This is a genomic window from Streptomyces azureus, assembly GCF_001270025.1.
Classification (GTDB): domain Bacteria; phylum Actinomycetota; class Actinomycetes; order Streptomycetales; family Streptomycetaceae; genus Streptomyces; species Streptomyces azureus.
Window position 1 is genome coordinate 114,277 of record NZ_DF968254.1, and the last position, 15,572, is coordinate 129,848.

8 protein-coding genes are annotated in these 15,572 nt (G+C 70.1%); 3 read left to right on the forward strand and 5 right to left on the reverse strand.

The window, feature by feature from the left end:
• Window positions 1-9 precede the first annotated feature (9 nt).
• On the forward strand, window positions 10-1,071 hold the full coding sequence (locus AOQ53_RS14575) for a beta family protein (RefSeq protein ID WP_059417468.1): 1,062 nt from the start codon (window positions 10-12) through the stop codon (window positions 1,069-1,071).
• Between the two features lie 28 nt (window positions 1,072-1,099).
• Here AOQ53_RS14575 and AOQ53_RS14580 read toward each other — a convergent pair whose 3' ends face one another.
• The 3 genes from AOQ53_RS14580 to AOQ53_RS14590 all read right to left on the reverse strand — a co-directional run bounded on the left by AOQ53_RS14580 (window position 1,100) and on the right by AOQ53_RS14590 (window position 6,079).
• A complete protein-coding gene (locus AOQ53_RS14580; protein ID WP_059417469.1) occupies window positions 1,100-5,029 on the reverse strand; it encodes a caspase, EACC1-associated type in 3,930 nt (1,309 codons plus the stop codon).
• A gap of 6 nt (window positions 5,030-5,035) precedes the next feature.
• Window positions 5,036-5,467 carry an effector-associated constant component EACC1 gene (locus AOQ53_RS14585; RefSeq protein ID WP_059417470.1) on the reverse strand — a complete coding sequence of 144 codons (432 nt, stop codon included), beginning with the start codon at window positions 5,465-5,467 and terminating at the stop codon, window positions 5,036-5,038.
• A gap of 102 nt (window positions 5,468-5,569) precedes the next feature.
• Window positions 5,570-6,079 (reverse strand): ATP-binding protein, encoded by a 510-nt coding sequence (locus AOQ53_RS14590; protein WP_059417492.1) that lies wholly within the window; start codon window positions 6,077-6,079, stop codon window positions 5,570-5,572.
• A gap of 147 nt (window positions 6,080-6,226) precedes the next feature.
• Between AOQ53_RS14590 and AOQ53_RS14595 the strand changes: the two genes are divergently transcribed.
• Window positions 6,227-7,090, forward strand: a complete 864-nt coding sequence (locus AOQ53_RS14595) for a helix-turn-helix domain-containing protein (RefSeq protein ID WP_059417493.1) — start codon at window positions 6,227-6,229, stop codon at window positions 7,088-7,090.
• A complete protein-coding gene (locus AOQ53_RS14600; protein ID WP_059417471.1) occupies window positions 7,087-7,272 on the forward strand; it encodes a DUF397 domain-containing protein in 186 nt (61 codons plus the stop codon). The genes AOQ53_RS14595 and AOQ53_RS14600 overlap by 4 nt, the downstream gene beginning before the upstream one ends.
• A 61-nt stretch (window positions 7,273-7,333) precedes the next feature.
• Here the strand turns inward: AOQ53_RS14600 and AOQ53_RS14605 are convergent, their stop codons facing one another.
• Together AOQ53_RS14605 and AOQ53_RS14610 are read right to left on the reverse strand one after the other, a co-directional pair.
• Window positions 7,334-12,526 (reverse strand): Eco57I restriction-modification methylase domain-containing protein, encoded by a 5,193-nt coding sequence (locus AOQ53_RS14605; protein WP_059417472.1) that lies wholly within the window; start codon window positions 12,524-12,526, stop codon window positions 7,334-7,336.
• Window positions 12,527-12,539: 13 nt separating this feature from the next.
• Entirely contained in the window at window positions 12,540-15,527 is a 2,988-nt protein-coding gene (locus AOQ53_RS14610; protein ID WP_059417473.1) for a DEAD/DEAH box helicase, read from the reverse strand.
• Window positions 15,528-15,572 lie beyond the last annotated feature (45 nt).

Genomic DNA, 15,572 nt, shown 5'->3' on the forward strand with positions numbered 1-15,572 from the left:
GGAGCCGCGATGTCCGAACCGCTCTACGTTCCCGTTCTGCCGGTCCGGCAGCATGCCCGGGTGGCGTACGAGCGCCTCCGGCCCGACATACAGGCGGCGGTCGCGCCCCTCTGGAACCTCCCGTCCTCTTCCGGGACGAGTCCGGCGCAGCTGAAGAAGGCCCACTGGCAGAGGGAACTGCGCCGGGTAAGGGGCGTGCACCGGCGCCATCCGGGCTGGATCGACGCCCCGTTCGCCGAGGCCGCACAGATACCGGCACTCGCCGCGATCCTGGCCGAGTGCACGGCAATCAACCCCCTGCTCCGTCCGGTGACCGGTCCCGAGCGCAGCGAGGCCCACCAGACGGCCGCGGTGGAGACCGCCCGCCAGTGCGGCTGCGGTATCGGTGTCCGTGTCCGCATGCCGGGGGAGTGGGACGGAGCCGTCGCCGAGGCCGTCGGCGCACTGCTGGACCGGGCCGGCCGGGAGGTGCCCGTCGATCTGCTGCTGGACCTGGGCGCCGTCCTGCCCGGCCGCCCCGACGCGGGTAAGGAGGCGCTGCGCGCTCTGGACGCTCTGGTGGCACTGGCCGGCGACCGGCGGACCGTCGCCGTACTCGGCGGGGCGTTCCCCCACGTCACGGACGACATGATGCGGTTCGGCGAGCCGCACGAGGAGCCCCGCGCCGACTGGGACATGTGGCACGAGATTCGGGCGGGCCACCGGGACGGCCTCTCGCGGTTGAGATACGGCGACTACGGCGTCCAGCCTCCCGAAGCCCTGGCCACGGAGCCGGGGGCCGGAGGCCCGCCCTGGGGCGTCCTCCGCTACACCACCGACCGCTCGTTCGTGCTGTGCAAGGTGTTGAACGGGGGGCCGGACCGCACGGCGGGCATCCGGGCCGCCGCCCGCCGGATCCACGATCTGCCCGACTTCCGGACAGCGGTCGCGAGCGCCGGGGAGACCTGGTTGCGCGACTGCGTGCACGGGCCCGAGACGGACAGCGAGGGCACCGGCACCCACACCCAGTGGCTCTGGGCGGGAAACGTCCAGCACATGACGTACGTCGTCCGGTCCCTGCCCGGCACCTGAACCGGCCCCGGCGGTGGTGTCCCCCGGATCAGTCGAACAGCGGCGTCAGCACTTCGGCGCCCGCCAGGATCCGCCACGCCGGAACCCGCACCGTGCGGCCCACCGGGCACGCCTTCGCCCCGTAGCCCCCGGACGGCAGCCCGGTCAGGAGGTCACCCCGGGCGTGGGTCAGCCGCAGGTGCCGTGCCGGGTCGATACCGGGCGGTGGGCCGAGGTCGATCAGGACCGCCGTGTTCTCCCCGGCCTCGGTGAACAGCAGGTCCACCGGGTGGCCGCCGACCACCGCCGCCCGCTCCAGGTCGGTGATCCCGCGCTCGGTCAGGTACTGCTGGAGCCGGTCGGCGAGTTCCTCGCGGAACCCGGCCGTCGGGGTGGCCGTCACCACCGGCCCGTCGGCCTCGTCCGCGTCCGCCCCCAGAAGCGCCGAGCGCCCCGCGAGCAGGGTCGGCAGTCCGCTCTGCCCCTGCCAGAACGCGTGTGCGCCCACGGTGATCAGCTGGGACTTGGCCCGGGTCACAGCCACGTTCCACAGGTTGACCTGGCTCGCGACCCAATGGGTCGTCCTCGGCGGGGTGTTGTGCGTGGCCACCGGGCTCAGCACCATCACGTCGCGCTGCCCGCCCTGGAAGGCGTGCACGGTGCCGACCCGGACGCGGTCGTCGTCGCGCCACACCCGCGCCAACGCCTCCTTCTGCGCCCGGAAGGGCGTGACCACACCCACCGTGGCGTCCTGCGGCAGCCGCGCCAGCAGTTCGTCCACCACCCGCCGTACGCCCTCCGCCTCCGCCGCGTTGCGCCAGGACCGCCCGTCGCCGCCCCGCGCCGACGCGCCGCGCGGTACGTCGACCCAGCCCAGTGCCGGCCCCGGATCGGCCGCCCCCACCGGGTCGAGGGCCGGGACCTGCCGTCGTACGTCGGTGAGCACCTGCAACTGGCCCGCGTAGCAGTAGCCGTTGACGATGTCGGCGATCCGGGGGTGGCACCGGTAGTGCTCGTCGAGGAGCAGCGCGGAGTCACCGTGCTGCTCGGCCGCGTGGTACGAGGAGTAGACGTGGTAGGTGAGTCGGTGATCCTCCAACTGCGCCGCGCTCAGCCCGGCCCGGACCCGCGCCTGCTGTTCCTGCTGAGGTGACACGCCGGGGATGTGCCCCAGCTGCATCGGGTCGCCGATGATCAGCGCCCGGCGGGCCCGGAACAGCAGCGGCAGCACGGAGGGGATGGAGCACTGGCTCGCCTCGTCGATGACGACGAGGTCGAACAGCTTCGGGGTGAGTTCCAGTTGCCGCACGGAGTGCGTGCTGACGGCCCATCCCTTGATGTGCGCCATCAGGTTCTTCTGGCTGCGCTGGAAGCCCGAGCGGCTCCGCAGCGCCTGGAGCCGCTGCTGCATGAGTGCCCGCCCCCGCGTCAGCGCCTCGGTGGACACCGCCCGCGACAGCTCCGCCGACAGTTCGGAGAGCGTGCCCGCCGCCTCCAGCCGTGACCGCCGCAGCCCGTCCTCGTCCCATCCCGTGTGCCGGGGGACGAGCGCCCGCACCTCCCGTTCCACGGCCACCGTGTCCGCCAGCGACTCCAGCAGCTCCGCCGGCACCGGCCGCCCGGTCGCCCACTCGGGCCACGGCGGCAGGTCCGTGCCGTCCGGCGGGTGCGAAGGATCCGGCCGGTTCTCCTCCGTTCCAGCGGTCACCGCCGAGACGAGCGCGGCCAGCGCCCGTCCCCGGCGCCACGGGCCGAGCAGCCACCAGGGGGCCCCGGCCACCTTCCGCGCCCGGTCCTCCCAGCGCCCCAGCGCGGCCGAACCGTCCTCGCCCGCCGCCGCCCAGACACCTTCCAGGAGCGGCAGCGGCAGCCCCAGCGCTTCCGCCCGTTCCGACCGGTCCCGGAGCAGCTCCAGCAGGCGCCCCTCCTCGCCGACGTGTCGCGTGGCCTCCGCCCGCAACCCGTCGGCGGTCTTGCGCGCACTGCGCAACTGTCCGCCCACAGTGGCCGATCCGCGGCGCGGAGCCTGGACGGGCTCGCCCAGCAGTCGCTCCAGCTTGGCCGCCTCCCGCACCAGTGCCTCGGTGTTGCCCGTCCGCATCAGCAGCCCGGGAGCGATGTCGTCGCAGCGTTCGGCGACGACGTTCACGGCCTCGTTGTTCGTCGAGGCGACCAGCACGGACTGCCCGGCGGCGACACAGGTGGTGACGACGGCCGTGACGACCTCGCTCTTGCCCGTGCCGGGCGGCCCGGTCGCCACCGTCAGGGGCCGCGTCATCGCCGAGGAGATGACCGACTCCTGGCTCTCGTTGCACGGCCCCGGAGCCACCACGGCGACGGACGCGCCCCGTGCACCGCCCTCGCCACCGCTCAGCAGCGCGTCCAGGGCGGTGCCGGGGATCTGCCCGGTCCGGGCCGACATCTGCAACAGGTTGTCCACCAGGGCTTCGGTGGCCTTGGCCTCCACACCCGAAGGCACCAGCAACACGGCCGCGTTGTGCGCGCCGGGTCGCAGCGCCTGCATCACCGTCCGCTCGCTGAGCGCGGACGGGTCGAGCGGCTCCAGCTCCGGCAGCCCCAGCTCGTCCAGCAACTCCCTCACGGCGCGCAGCATCTGCGCGTCGTTGCCCTCCTGCCAGGACGGCTGCCAGCGGGCGACGAGGTCGGCCGCGTCGCCAGCGTCCAGCAGTTCCGCGACGACACCCGTGTGCAGGGAGGGAACGCCACTGGGCCGGAGCACGTCCCGGCCCTCCTCGTCCGGGGCCAGTTCCAGCTGCTGGATGAGCAGCGGTGCCAGCTCCACCGTCGTACGGCGACCGCGGGCCCCGCCGTCCCGCACGGGCAGCGTGATCGCCGGATAGCCGTACCAGTACTCCTGCTGCGCCCCCGCGTCACCGCCGCCCTTACTCGCCGACCCACCCTGCGGCTTGGGCAGATTGCCGGGAGCGGGAAAGGCGGAACCCCGCCCGGACTGTATGGTCTCCTCGCCCTGGCCCAGCAGGAAGTACTTCGAGCCGCGCCCGCTGTCCCGGTCGGGCCGCATGCCGGCCGCCGACTGAGCGGTGAGGCAGTGCGCGTAGTACCGCAGCAGCCGCTCCCAGTCGACGCCGTCCCGCGCGTCCAGCGCGGCCAGTTCCCGGGCCTTCAGCAGTGCGGGGGACCGTTGGGCGGCTTCGGCCGCGTCGCGCGGCAGTGCCGGAAGGTGTACGGGGCGGGCCACCGACCGGGCGAAGGGCAGCTGGTTCGTGGCCCTGATCGTGGACTTGGTGGGGCGCTGCTCCTCCGGTACGCCGTCGCGCCTCATCTGCGCGGTCAGGTACTCGAAGAGGTCGTCCGGCGTGATCCAGCCGCCCTCCTTGATCCGCCCGTTGCGCAGCCCCTCCACGATCTCCCCGGTGAACCGGGACGTACCGAGGCTCGACCCGTCCGGCGCCATCGCGGACGCGGACTGAAGAGCGTCGGAGGCGGTGATGAAGTACACGCCCGTCGGCCGCAGCAGCGTGCTCGGCGCGGGCCGCGCGGGCTCCTCGGCCGGCCCCTTCGCGGTCCAGCCTTGTACGACGGAGCCGCTGGAGCAGCAGTCCAGCAGCACCAGCTTCGAGGCGGCCCGGCACGACTGGAGCATCCGCTCCAGGAACTCCGCCGGGACCGCCGTACCCGGCAGATCGCCCGGGTCGGTGTCCCGGGTCAGGAAGTACAGCTGGTTGTCGTCCTCGCAGAACTCCCCGTGCCCGCTGAAGTACAGCAGGGCCGTCTCGCTGGGCTGTCGCGCGTTCAGGAACGTCTCGACGGCGTGCAGCATCTCCGCGCGGGTCGGCTCGGCGACCATCGCGCAGTCGTTGTACATGCCGATCTCGGTGTTCTCCAGCACGGCCCGCATGTAGTGCAGGTCGGCGCGCACGGGCGGCAGGTCCGGGTACGCGTTGCTGTCGTACGTGGACACGCCCACGAGCATGGCGAACCGGTCGTTGTCGGTCATGAGCGCTCAGCCCGCCGCAGGGCCGTCGCCGGGGCCGTCGAGCTCCGCGCGGCGGGGTGCCTCACCGCTGCCCGCGAGGAACCGCTCGATCCGCTCGTCGTCCTCGCGGGCCTCCTTCCCGGTGATGTGCAGGGTCGCCCCGTCCGGCCGCTTCACGATGATCGTCCGCTGCGGCACCCGGGCCAGCCAGATCTGCACCCCTGCGGCGACCAGCGACCCGGCGCTGATCACCACGCCGATGGTGTCGGCCGTGAGCCCGCCCTTGAGCGCCCCGTCGGTCGGCGCGTCCGCTCCACGCCGGGGAACGTCCAGCGCCGCCCCGGGATCGACGTCGGCGATCCCGGCGAGCAGTTCACGCGCTTCCTTGCGCGCCCGCAGCGGGTCCTCGTCGACGATGGAGATCCGGTACCCGGTCCGTTCCTCGGGCGTGGTGGTCACAGCGCGCGTCCCCTCGATCTGCCGTGTGTGCCTGATGGAGGCGTGAGCGGACGACGATAGTCGGCGGGTCTGACAGCGAGCGCCCGTGTTTCCGAAAACCCGTCAGGCGTTGGCGGGAAAGTGGCTGACCGGAGACGGTGCGGGTGTCTCGCCGGGCAGCCACAGCTCCGCCCACACGGTCTTGCCGGGTCCGTCGGCGCGCGGCCCGACCGCCCAACGGGACGCCAGCCGCGCCACGATGAGCAGACCCCGTCCCGACTCGTCGTCACCGGGCGGCTCCTGGGTGGTGAGCATCGGTACGCGTTCGGTACGGGTGTCGGTGACCTCGACGCGCAGGGTGCGCGGGCTGCCGGCGGTCTCGGACAGCCGTACATGGAAGTCCCGCCCGGCGACGTGCCCGTGCCGTACGGCGTTCGCGGCCAGCTCCGAAGTGATCAGCGCCAGCGTCTCGTTGACGTCACCGGTGTACGGGTGACCCCAGGAGTCCAGCCGGTGCGAGATGAGCCGCCGGGCGAGGCGCGCGCCGCGCGTGGACGAGGTGAAGCGCATCGCGAACTCGCGGCGTACCGGGTAGGGCGCGGCCCCCGGTGTGGGGGAAGTTTCGTTGTTCATGTGGTCCACGCTGACGTGCCGGTTTTACCGTGACGAGATACGACGTGCACACGGGCGGTCGCTGTAGGTGAGGGGTCGGCGTGTGTAGGCGGGGCGGAGCGTGACGGTCGGCGCGGGGCCGCGTTGGCCGGGGAGGCGGTGCGGGACATGAGCGAGGTGGCTGGTTTGGCCGAGGAGGAGTCCGGGGCGGAGGGGGACGAGCGGGAGCTGGGGGCGGGCTCCGGCATCCTGCGTGTGTTCGGGCGCCAGTTGAAGAGGTTCCGGGTACGGGCGGGGCTGGAACGGGCCGAGTTCGGGGCGATGATGGGCTACTCGGTTTCGACGATCGCCGCGTACGAGCAGGGGCGCCGGGTGCCGCCGCCGAAGTTCATCGACCAGGCGGATGAGGTGCTGGACGCGGGTGGGGTCCTCCAGGAGATGAAGGAGGAGGTTGCGCGGGCGCAGTATCCGGCGTTCTTTCGGGATGCGGCGCGGTTGGAGGGGGAGGCGGTTGGCTTGCACGTGTACGAGATGTACGCCGTCCCGGGCCTGTTGCAGACGGAGGAGTACGCCCGAGCAGTGTTCTCGGTCCGCCGCCCGCTGCTCGACGAGGACCGGATCGAGCAGGGGCTGAGCGCACGTCTGGCGAGGCAGGAGATCTTCGCACGCAAGCCCGCGCCGCTGGTGAGCTTCGTCCTGGAAGAGTGCGTGCTCCAGAGGCCTCTCGGGGGTAGGGACGTACTGCGGGGCCAGTTGGAGCAAGTACTGCTCATCGGCCAGAAGCGGAACGTCGAGATCCAGGTCATGCCAGTCAGCCGAGAGGATCACGGTGCGCTGGGTGGCCCGTTCGCCTTGATCGATACACCGGAAGGGCGGAGGATCGCCTATGCAGAGGTGCAAGGCGACAGCCGCCTCTACTCAGGGCAGTCGAAGGTCCGGGAGCTTGAGGCCCGTTACGGGATTCTCCGAGCGCAGGCCCTCACGCCGAGTGAGTCACTGGCATACGTAGAGAAGTTGCTGGGAGAGACATGAGCGTTGAGCCCGAACTGGCCTGGTTCAAGAGCAGCTACAGCACCGGCGACGGGGGGCAATGCGTCGAGGTCGCCGTCTGCCCTCACGTCGTCCACGTACGCGACTCCAAGGACATAGCCCGCCGTGGCATCGCCGTCGATGTGGCGGCCTGGACCGCGTTCGTCGGCTTCGCCGTCCGGTAGGGCGTTGGGTCTGCCCCTGGCAAGGTGCCAGGGGCAGCCTGTGTCCGGCAGGGCTCGCTGGCTACGCCTGTACGGCCTCGCGGACGGGCGGTGTCCAGCGCCCGGCGGCGATCTCCGCGTCCAGCCGAGCCTGGAAGTGCGCGTGTGCGGCCCTCATCTCGGCCTCTCGGTCGGCCTTGTAGAAGGGGGCCTGGTAGCCCTCCGGCGGAGGGGTGCGCTCCGGGTCCTCCAAGTGGGCGAGGAGATCGAGGTAGTCCTGCTTGGTCTGGCCGTGGCCGTACGTGTTGAAGTCGCCTGCGATCTTGCGGCCGTTGGCGTCGAAGTAGGTCGCCGACTCGTAGGCGTACAGCTGTGGATAGCGCGAATTAAAGATCGTGACGAGCTGGTCGGCGGTAATACCGAGCCAGACGGCCACCAAGGCGTCGAGTTCGACGAGTGCGGCGCGGCGCTCGTGTTCGGTGCGGAGGGGGGTGCCGTACTCCCAGGTCTTTTTGAGGCTGGCGGCGAGAGGCTTCAGTTGGGGCCAGTTGGGGTTGGCCCAGTCTTCGTAGCCTGCCCATCGAGGGTCGAACAGCTCTGCCCAGAGGGGGGCGTAGTGGGTGGTGAGGGCGTTCAGGCGGAGCGTACGTAGCAGCAGGGCCGGGGCGAGGGGGTGCTTTGTCGCAGGGGCGGGCATCTTACGGGCCTCGGAAACATGAAGGTTCGACCGGCCAGTGATGCGCAGTACGTAGTCCAGAGGCAGTGATGCCCAGAAGCCCGCGTTGAGCACGGTTAGACGTGTGTCTTGCAGAGCCATTGATCGAACTGCGTCAACGTGAGCGGGGCCGGGTGGAATGATGGCGGCATTCAGGCAGCGGCTGCTGTCGAAGGGGATCATCTTCCGCCAAACCATTCGGAAGAACGCGGTGGAAGGTTTTCCCAGCCAGGAGTCCTGGGCCGCCAGGTACGTTGTCTCATCGGTGGCTCGTACGTAATTCGTCACGGGAGAAAACGTCTCGGGAAGCTCTGTCGATGTGACCAACTCCCAGTCCCGGTTGCTACGGCAAGGAATCTTCGGTTCCTTCGAGAAGGGAAGCGCCGACGCGAAATGCGGCCCTTGAAGAATTACATCCGAAAGGTTTGGCACAGTCTTGTTGGCCCAGCGAATCAATCCTTCCTTCTTCGCAGTCGTTTCATTGTACCCGTCAGAGATCATCGGATTAAAGTCGGCCAAGTTGCTGGAGTGCGCGGCCAGCGCCTCGACGGCTTCTTGCTCGCTGGCGAGAACTGGATACAGCAGTGGGGTCTGTGACACCCCACCTTTTGAGCCGGTCAGGACGTGCCAACTGGCCAGCAGTTGTGTGTCCACGCGCACCACTCGCTTTCGGTGTGGCCGAATATCCCACGAACCATTGTGCTTAATGCGCGGAGTATCGCCTTTTCCGTCGTGAGTTAGAGAATCTGGCAGCACCTCCGCATCGCGGAGTTCGCTGAGGTGCAGGAAGTCGGGCTCCTGTGATGTGCCGTAGATATGCATTCCAAATTCCTGAGACCAGTTCAGGTCGTCGAATGCCCATCTTGACGAGTTTACGAAGTGCGCGTGGATGCGGAGATGTCGGTATGCGGCGGCCCGGATGTTTCCTTCATGTACCCCGCCGAAGTGCGAATCTGGATGGATTAGGCCCGCCCTACCCTCAGGCGCTAGGTGCTGCCATACCTGAGCCATGAAAGCCCGGTAGAGATCGCCTCGGGTGCCAACAAGGAGCGGATATGTGGCAGAGCTCGTGAGTACGGAGACGGATCCAGCGATCATGCTTAGCTCGTTGAGTAGGAAGCTTGTGCCCCCAGCTTGGTCGTTCAGTAGCTCCTCTTTGCGAAGCCGCCACTCAGCTGTACTCGGTCGCTCCGCCAGCACGAACCACGGCTCAAGCTCTGCCAGGACCAAGTTCTCCTGCCATTGCGGTCTAACCCAAGGCGGATTCCCCACCTGCAAATCAAACCCACCCCGCGCAAACACCTGCGCGAACTCCAACTCCCAGTGGAAGAACCCCTGAGCCTTGGCCACATCCCTCGCCATGGCCGCCCACAGGAACTGGTTCTGCAGCCGATGGAACCGCTCCATGCCCATCCACTCGGGCAACTCGTCCTCGTACACCGACAAGTCATCCAGCGTCTCGAACGTCGACACCAGGGACTCGCTCGGCACGTCCTGCGTACCCAGCAACGCCTCGGCGAAGTCGAGCCAGTCGTCCAGCCCCGCCAGCGGAATGACCTCCCGGCGCTGCCCCTTGACCTGCTCCGCGCGGCGTCCGGTACGACGGCGCGACACCGAATCGCGCGTCAGAGTCATCTGCTTGGGCTCAGCCGTGAAACCCGGAAGCGCGTCCGCCTCCCAGGCCATCAGAATCCCGGAGTCCTCCTCACCACCGGCATCAGCCTCCCCGGCCGCCGCCGAGACCCCCGCCGCCTCGAACTCCGCCGCCCGCTCCGCCAACGCCTCGGCCCGCGCGTACCGCTCATCCGTACCGTCCAACAGCGACGCACTCTGCACAGGCCAGAACCACAGCGCGCACCACGCGTCCATGAGCGTCTTGAGCCGCCAGTACGGGGTGTCCTCGGCCTGGAGGTCGGCCAGCACCTCGTCCCGCTGCACCGCGACTTCGGGCCGCCGCAGCCAGTCGTCCTCCGCGCCCCACACCTCGATCCGCCGCGAGATGTCCCGCTCCGACAGCTCCAGCCGCCGTACGACCAGCCCCCACAGGTACTCGGCCCGCCGGGCCAGCCCTTGAAGCCGTGCCGTCTGCCTGGCCGTCGGCGACTTCGTGATCGCCTTCCGCCACGCGCCCAGCGCCTTCGCGGCCTCCGGTGCGAGCGCCCGCGCCTCCTTCTCGGCGGCGACCGCGCCCCATTCCTTTGCCGGAAGGAGGAAGTGGTGCACCGAACCCTCAGGCAGCGCCGCACCCCCCACCGCGTCCGCCAACGCGAACCGCTCCGGAGTCGTCCCCAGCCAGCCGCCCTTCTTCAGACGTTCAGCACCGTACACCTCCCGCCGCCCGCCGATGAGCGAGTTGCCGCGCCGCAGGTGCAGTCCGAACCAGGGAGCCTCCATGCCGGGGTGCATCGTGTTGAGCCACAACGACACCTCGGCCAGCTCCACGGCCGTCTCGTTGAGGTCGACGCCGTAGGAGTTGTGCAGGGCGATGTACGCCTTGGCCTTCTGGAGCTCGACGGCGTACTGCTCGGTGTCGATCGACCGGCCCAATTCACTCTGCCTGCGCCGCAGATACTCCGCCGCGACCTGGTTGATCGCCTCGTTGAGGAACGCGCCGGAGCCGAGCGCCGGCTCGCAGATCCTCCAGTTCAGCAGCTCCTTCGCCTGGGTCTCCTCAGTGAGCAGCTGCTGGAGGGCCAGCTGCACGGTGACCTTCGTCAGAGACTCCGGCGTGTAGTACGAGGCGGAGGTCTGCCGGTCGCGGCCGGAGAGGCGGTACACGAACGAACCCGTGGGGTACCGCACCCGGACGTCCTCGCCGGTGTGCCGGTCCCGGCGGCGTACGAACACCGGGTCGTCGTACTCGGCGATCTTCGACTTGGGGACCAGCCAGGAGCCGTCCTTCGGGTCGCCGCCCTTGGCGACCTCGTACAGTTCCTCGCCCGCGATGAAGCCGCTGTACGACATCAGGCCCTCGTACACCGCGCCGAGCTGGTTGATGCCGAGCTGGGCGTACGAGATGAAGCCGCCGCGTTCGCCGCGCTTGCCCTGGGTGATCATCAGGCTGTGCAGCACCTGGTGGAGCGTGGCGTTGCGTAGCCGGGTGTCGAGGTAGCGGACGGACTCGCCCCGGGCCAGGGCCTCGTCGGAGTCGAAGCGCGGGTCGGGATAGCTGTCGTTGCCGATCAGCCGGATGGCATCGCGCTCGAACAGCTTGCTGTGCAGTGGTTCGAAGCGCAGGCCGACGTCCTCACTGGTCTTCGCGTCGAGGTCGGCCGGGGTCGCCTCCACGCCGTGGGTGCGGCGCGGTCGGTAGCCGTTCTGGACCTTGCGGAAGAGCAGGTCCAGGGACTCGTAGAGGTAGAAGCCGTTGCGGGCGGTGTCGCTGATCGGCTCCCGGTCGGCGATCAGCTCGGCGAGCCGGCCGAGGCCGTACCCCTGCTGGTACTCGGGGTAGTCGGCCGGCAGGATGCCCAGCTCGGGGCGGGCCTCGGCGTAGAGGAGGAACAGGATCCGGTAGAGGTAGCGCAGCGACTCGCGCGTCAATTGGCGTCCCAGGTCTGGGAGTTCGCCGAGGTCCTCGGGGCGCAGGCCCTGCTCGCGCAGCCGGTCCAGTACTTCGTTCGCGATCAGCTCGACGCTCTTGCGCAGGCCGTCGCGCAGCTCGCTGGAGACCCCCACCGCGTGCTTCGCGGACTTGCCGACGAGTTCGGCGAGCGGGTTCTCGCCGCCCTCCTCCGGCGTGCGCAGCGAGTCCGCGCCGAACAGCGCGGCCACCGTGTCGAGTTCGCCGCCCGCCCTGGTGTCGTTGCGCTGGAGCGCCGTGTCGAGGGAGACGCCGAGGTAGCGGCCCTCGCCCCACACCGCGCGGTCGGCGAGGACGATCACGCCGCCGCCGAGCAGCAGCACGTACCGGGGCGGCCGGTCGCCGTCGACCTCCTCACAGGCGAACAGGAAGGAGGCCAGCTTGGATCCGGTCTCGACGGGGGCCGGGCCGTCCAGCGGCACCGGCTCCAGCAGGCGTCCCCGGCCCTTCGGGTCGAGCGCGGCGTCCGGTTCGGCGGCCCAGCCGCAGTCCACCGCGACGAGACCCTTCTCGGCGTGCGCGACCGGGATCTCGTACGTCTGCCCCGCACGCTCGACCGTGAGCGTGCGCGGCTTCGCGTCATAACCGAGGGCGCGCAGCACCTCGGCGTTGAGGGCCCGTACCCGCTCCCGCCAGTCCGGGGCGTGATACGTCAGCGTGTCGTCGTCGGTGTCGCGTACGGCGGGGATGCCGTCCTCGTCCTCGGGCAGGGCGAAGAAGGACCGGGCCCGGAAGTAGTCGCGGCGCAGCGCCCGCAGCCCGGCTCGCGGGGTCACCGGCAACTCGTCGCCGCCGGACACCGCCGTGGCGAGCACGTCGGCCTCCGTGGCGGCGGCACCTCCGGCGGGCGGCTTCGCCGCTTCCTCGCGGTCCTTCCACGCCTGCAACAGGCCCGACTTGAGGTCCTTCGGCAGTACCTCGGCCAGATAGTGGGCCGAGAAGTAGTCGCCGCGGTTGACCAGGGAGTCGTACGTCATGGCAGAACTTCTCTCAGAACCGGGACGGGGACGCGGCCGGGGCGGTGAGGGAGACGAGTGGCGGGCCGTCGTCGCCGTCCTTGCGGTCCGGGTCCGGCACGAGCACAGCGAGGACCCGGAGCAGCGGCCGGCCGGTCGTCAGCAGGGAGTCGGCGAGATCGGCGAGGCGCTCCTTCGTGCGTTCCCCGGCAAGGGTCGGTTGGCGCCAGGTGCCGAGCCGCCGCTTGTACTGCTCGATCGGCTCGCGCAGCGGTTCGTCCCAGGCGTCGCGGTGTGTGTTGAGGAACGCCTCGGCCGTGTCCAGCACGTCGGGGAGGGCATCGCGCAGGGGGGCCGGATCGCGGTAGCGGAGCTTGTTCGCCATGGTGGGGCCGACACCGCAGCGGCGCAGCAGCGACACCATGTCGTCGTCGACCAGGCCTTCCTTGCTGGTTTCCCGCCAGGTGACGCCCATCCATTTCACGACCGTCGGCCTGCCAAGTTTGTTCGAGTACACGCCCTGGACGAGATAGATGGGCTCCGCCACGTTCGCCGTGATCATCGGGGCCTCCTGGCGGCCCATTCCGACGAGGACCTTGTCGGTGAGCCACTCGACGACCGGATGCAGGTCCGTCAGCAGGGAGATCTCCGGCCAGCTCGACGTGGACGACTCCCGGGCGCGCTGGAGGGAGTGTTCGGCGAGGCGGCGGTTGAACGTCACCAACATGCGCTCGCGCAGCCGCTGCTCGCGCAGGTAGTCCATGGGGAGCGCCTTGAGACGGTGGACGAGCTCCGTCGGCGGGCGGAACGAGAGCAGCCCCGACTGCTGGTCGCGGTCCAGGTCCAGCCGCTCGCGGGCGTCCGGGTACACCTCGCGCAGCGCCTCGTCCAGGAAGTGCGCGGTGGAGTCGAAGAGGCGGGGGAGCACGGGGCTCGCGGCGGCCAGGCCGCCCGACGACTCGCTACCAGGAGCGGCAGCGGGAGCGGAGCCGCCCGGTTCCGTGGGTTCCGCCGGTGGCGCTTCCTCGCCGACCGGGCCGAAGAAGTCCGCGAGGAAGTCGTCCAGGCCCGCGCCCTCGCCGTCCGCGCCGGAGCGGCGGGCGTCCAGGGACTCGTCCACGGTCCGGCCGCGCAGCAGGTCCTGGATGAGAGACTTCTCCTCCGCCTCCGCCCGGTACAGGCCGGTCACCGCCTCCGCCGTCCCCAGGGAACGGTGGGCCTGGTCCTCACGTTCCAGCAGCCGCTCGGCGACGACCGTGTCGTCCTTGGCCCCCTCGACCTCGCTGGTCAGGATCAGCGCGCGGAACTCCGGGGGCCTGGCCTGCCCGTACCGGTCGATACGGCCGTTGCGCTGCTCGATGCGGATCAGCGACCACGGCACGTCGTAGTGCACCAACTGGTGGCACTGGCGGTGCAGGTTGACGCCCTCGGAGGCCACGTCACCGGTCACCAGGACCCGTACGGGCGTGTCGGCCAGGCCGAACTCCTCGACACAGGCCATCTGTTGCTCGTCGGAGAGACCGCCGTGCATGACCCGGACGCAGTCACGGGCGGCCCGGCCCTTGAACCCCAGTGCCGCGGGCAGTACCTCGGCCAGCCACTCCAGGGTCTGCACGCGCTCGGAGAACACCACGACCCGTTCGTCGGAACCGGGCCCGACACCGATCTCCTCGCGGAGCTGACGCACGAGGGCGGCGAACTTCGCCGAATCCGCCTCGGTCAGGTCGGCGGCCAGTTCCGACAGCCGGTAGAGAGCGGCCAGTTCGGCTGCGGTGCCCTGCGGGTCGTCCTTCTTCTCCAGGGTCTTGATGCGCGCCGAGACCGTGGCTCGCAGCGCCGCGTGGGAGGACAGGAACGACTTCAGCAGCGTGTACGGGAAGAGGGGCACCGAGCTCACCGAGGTGCCGCCGTCACCGGGCAGCCAGACGGCCGCCAGCTCCTCGAAGATCTTCTCCTCGGCGGGGGTGGCCGGGCAGTGCACGGAGTGGGAGGGGCCGCGGTCCGCCCACTGGCCCTTCATCTGCTCCCGCACCTCCCGGCTGATCTTCGTCCGGCGGATGAAGAGGTGCTCGATGTCGGCCGCACGGTAGTTCTCCGGGTCCCGGATCGCCACCGGGTCCAGCAGGCCGATCAGCTCGGCGAAGGACTTCGCGTCGCCGTTGTGCGGTGTCGCCGACGCCAGGATCAGCGCGTCGGTGCGGGGCGCGAGGGTGCGCGCGAGCTGGTTGCGCAGGGAGCCGCGGTTGATCAGGTTGTGCGACTCGTCGATGACGACCGCGTCCCAGCGGATCTGCTCCAGATGGTGCCGGTACTGGTCGGTGTTCTTCAGGGTGTCGATGGAGACGATGACCCGCTTGAACGAGGTGAAGGGGTTGCGGCCGGCCGGGATCTCCCGCTGGATCCGCTCGATGCCGACCGAGTCCAGCCGCACCAGCGGGATCGCGAACCGCGTCCACAGCTCGTGCTGGAACTGCTCCAGCACATGCTGCGGGGTGACGACCAGGATGCGCTCGCCCCGGCCGCGACGGATCAGCTCGGCCAGCGTCAGACCGATCTCCAGGGTCTTGCCGAGGCCCACCACGTCCGCGATGAGCAGACGAGGGCGGAGGTTGGCGCCGGAGAGGGCCAGCTCGGCGGGGCGCCGCTGGTAGGGCAGCGGGTCCATGAGGAACGAGTCGGCCAGGGCGAGCCGGCGCTCCGACTGGGGGAGCGCGGTGCGGCGCAGGACCGCCTCCAGGAACAGCCGTGAACGGCGGTAGTTCGGGGAGTCGTCCATGACGAGAGTCGTCTCACGAGGGTCGAGCAGCTCGATGCGGTCCAGGCCGGAGAAGAACACGGCCTCCTGGTCACGGACGAACTCCGACACCCCGACGACCTCGATCCGGGTACCGTCGTCCTCCGTCGGCATCGAGCTCCTGACCAGCCACTCCTCGTCCCGCACGACCACCTGGGCACCGGCCGGGTACTGATCCTGGCCGGTCGTGACGCCGCTCTGCTCCGCACTTGTCTGGACGGCGGTCACCCGTGGCCTCCTGAGGCGGTTCGGTCGTACATGGGCAGGCCCCCC

Coding starts and splice junctions, on each gene's coding strand:
- AOQ53_RS14580 (WP_059417469.1), bottom strand. CDS start 5,029: ATGACCGACAACGACCGGTTCGCCATGCTCGTGGGCGTGTCCACGTAC.
- AOQ53_RS14590 (WP_059417492.1), bottom strand. CDS start 6,079: ATGAACAACGAAACTTCCCCCACACCGGGGGCCGCGCCCTACCCGGTA.
- AOQ53_RS14605 (WP_059417472.1), bottom strand. CDS start 12,526: ATGACGTACGACTCCCTGGTCAACCGCGGCGACTACTTCTCGGCCCAC.
- AOQ53_RS14575 (WP_059417468.1), top strand. CDS start 10: ATGTCCGAACCGCTCTACGTTCCCGTTCTGCCGGTCCGGCAGCATGCC.
- AOQ53_RS14595 (WP_059417493.1), top strand. CDS start 6,227: ATGAGCGAGGTGGCTGGTTTGGCCGAGGAGGAGTCCGGGGCGGAGGGG.
- AOQ53_RS14600 (WP_059417471.1), top strand. CDS start 7,087: ATGAGCGTTGAGCCCGAACTGGCCTGGTTCAAGAGCAGCTACAGCACC.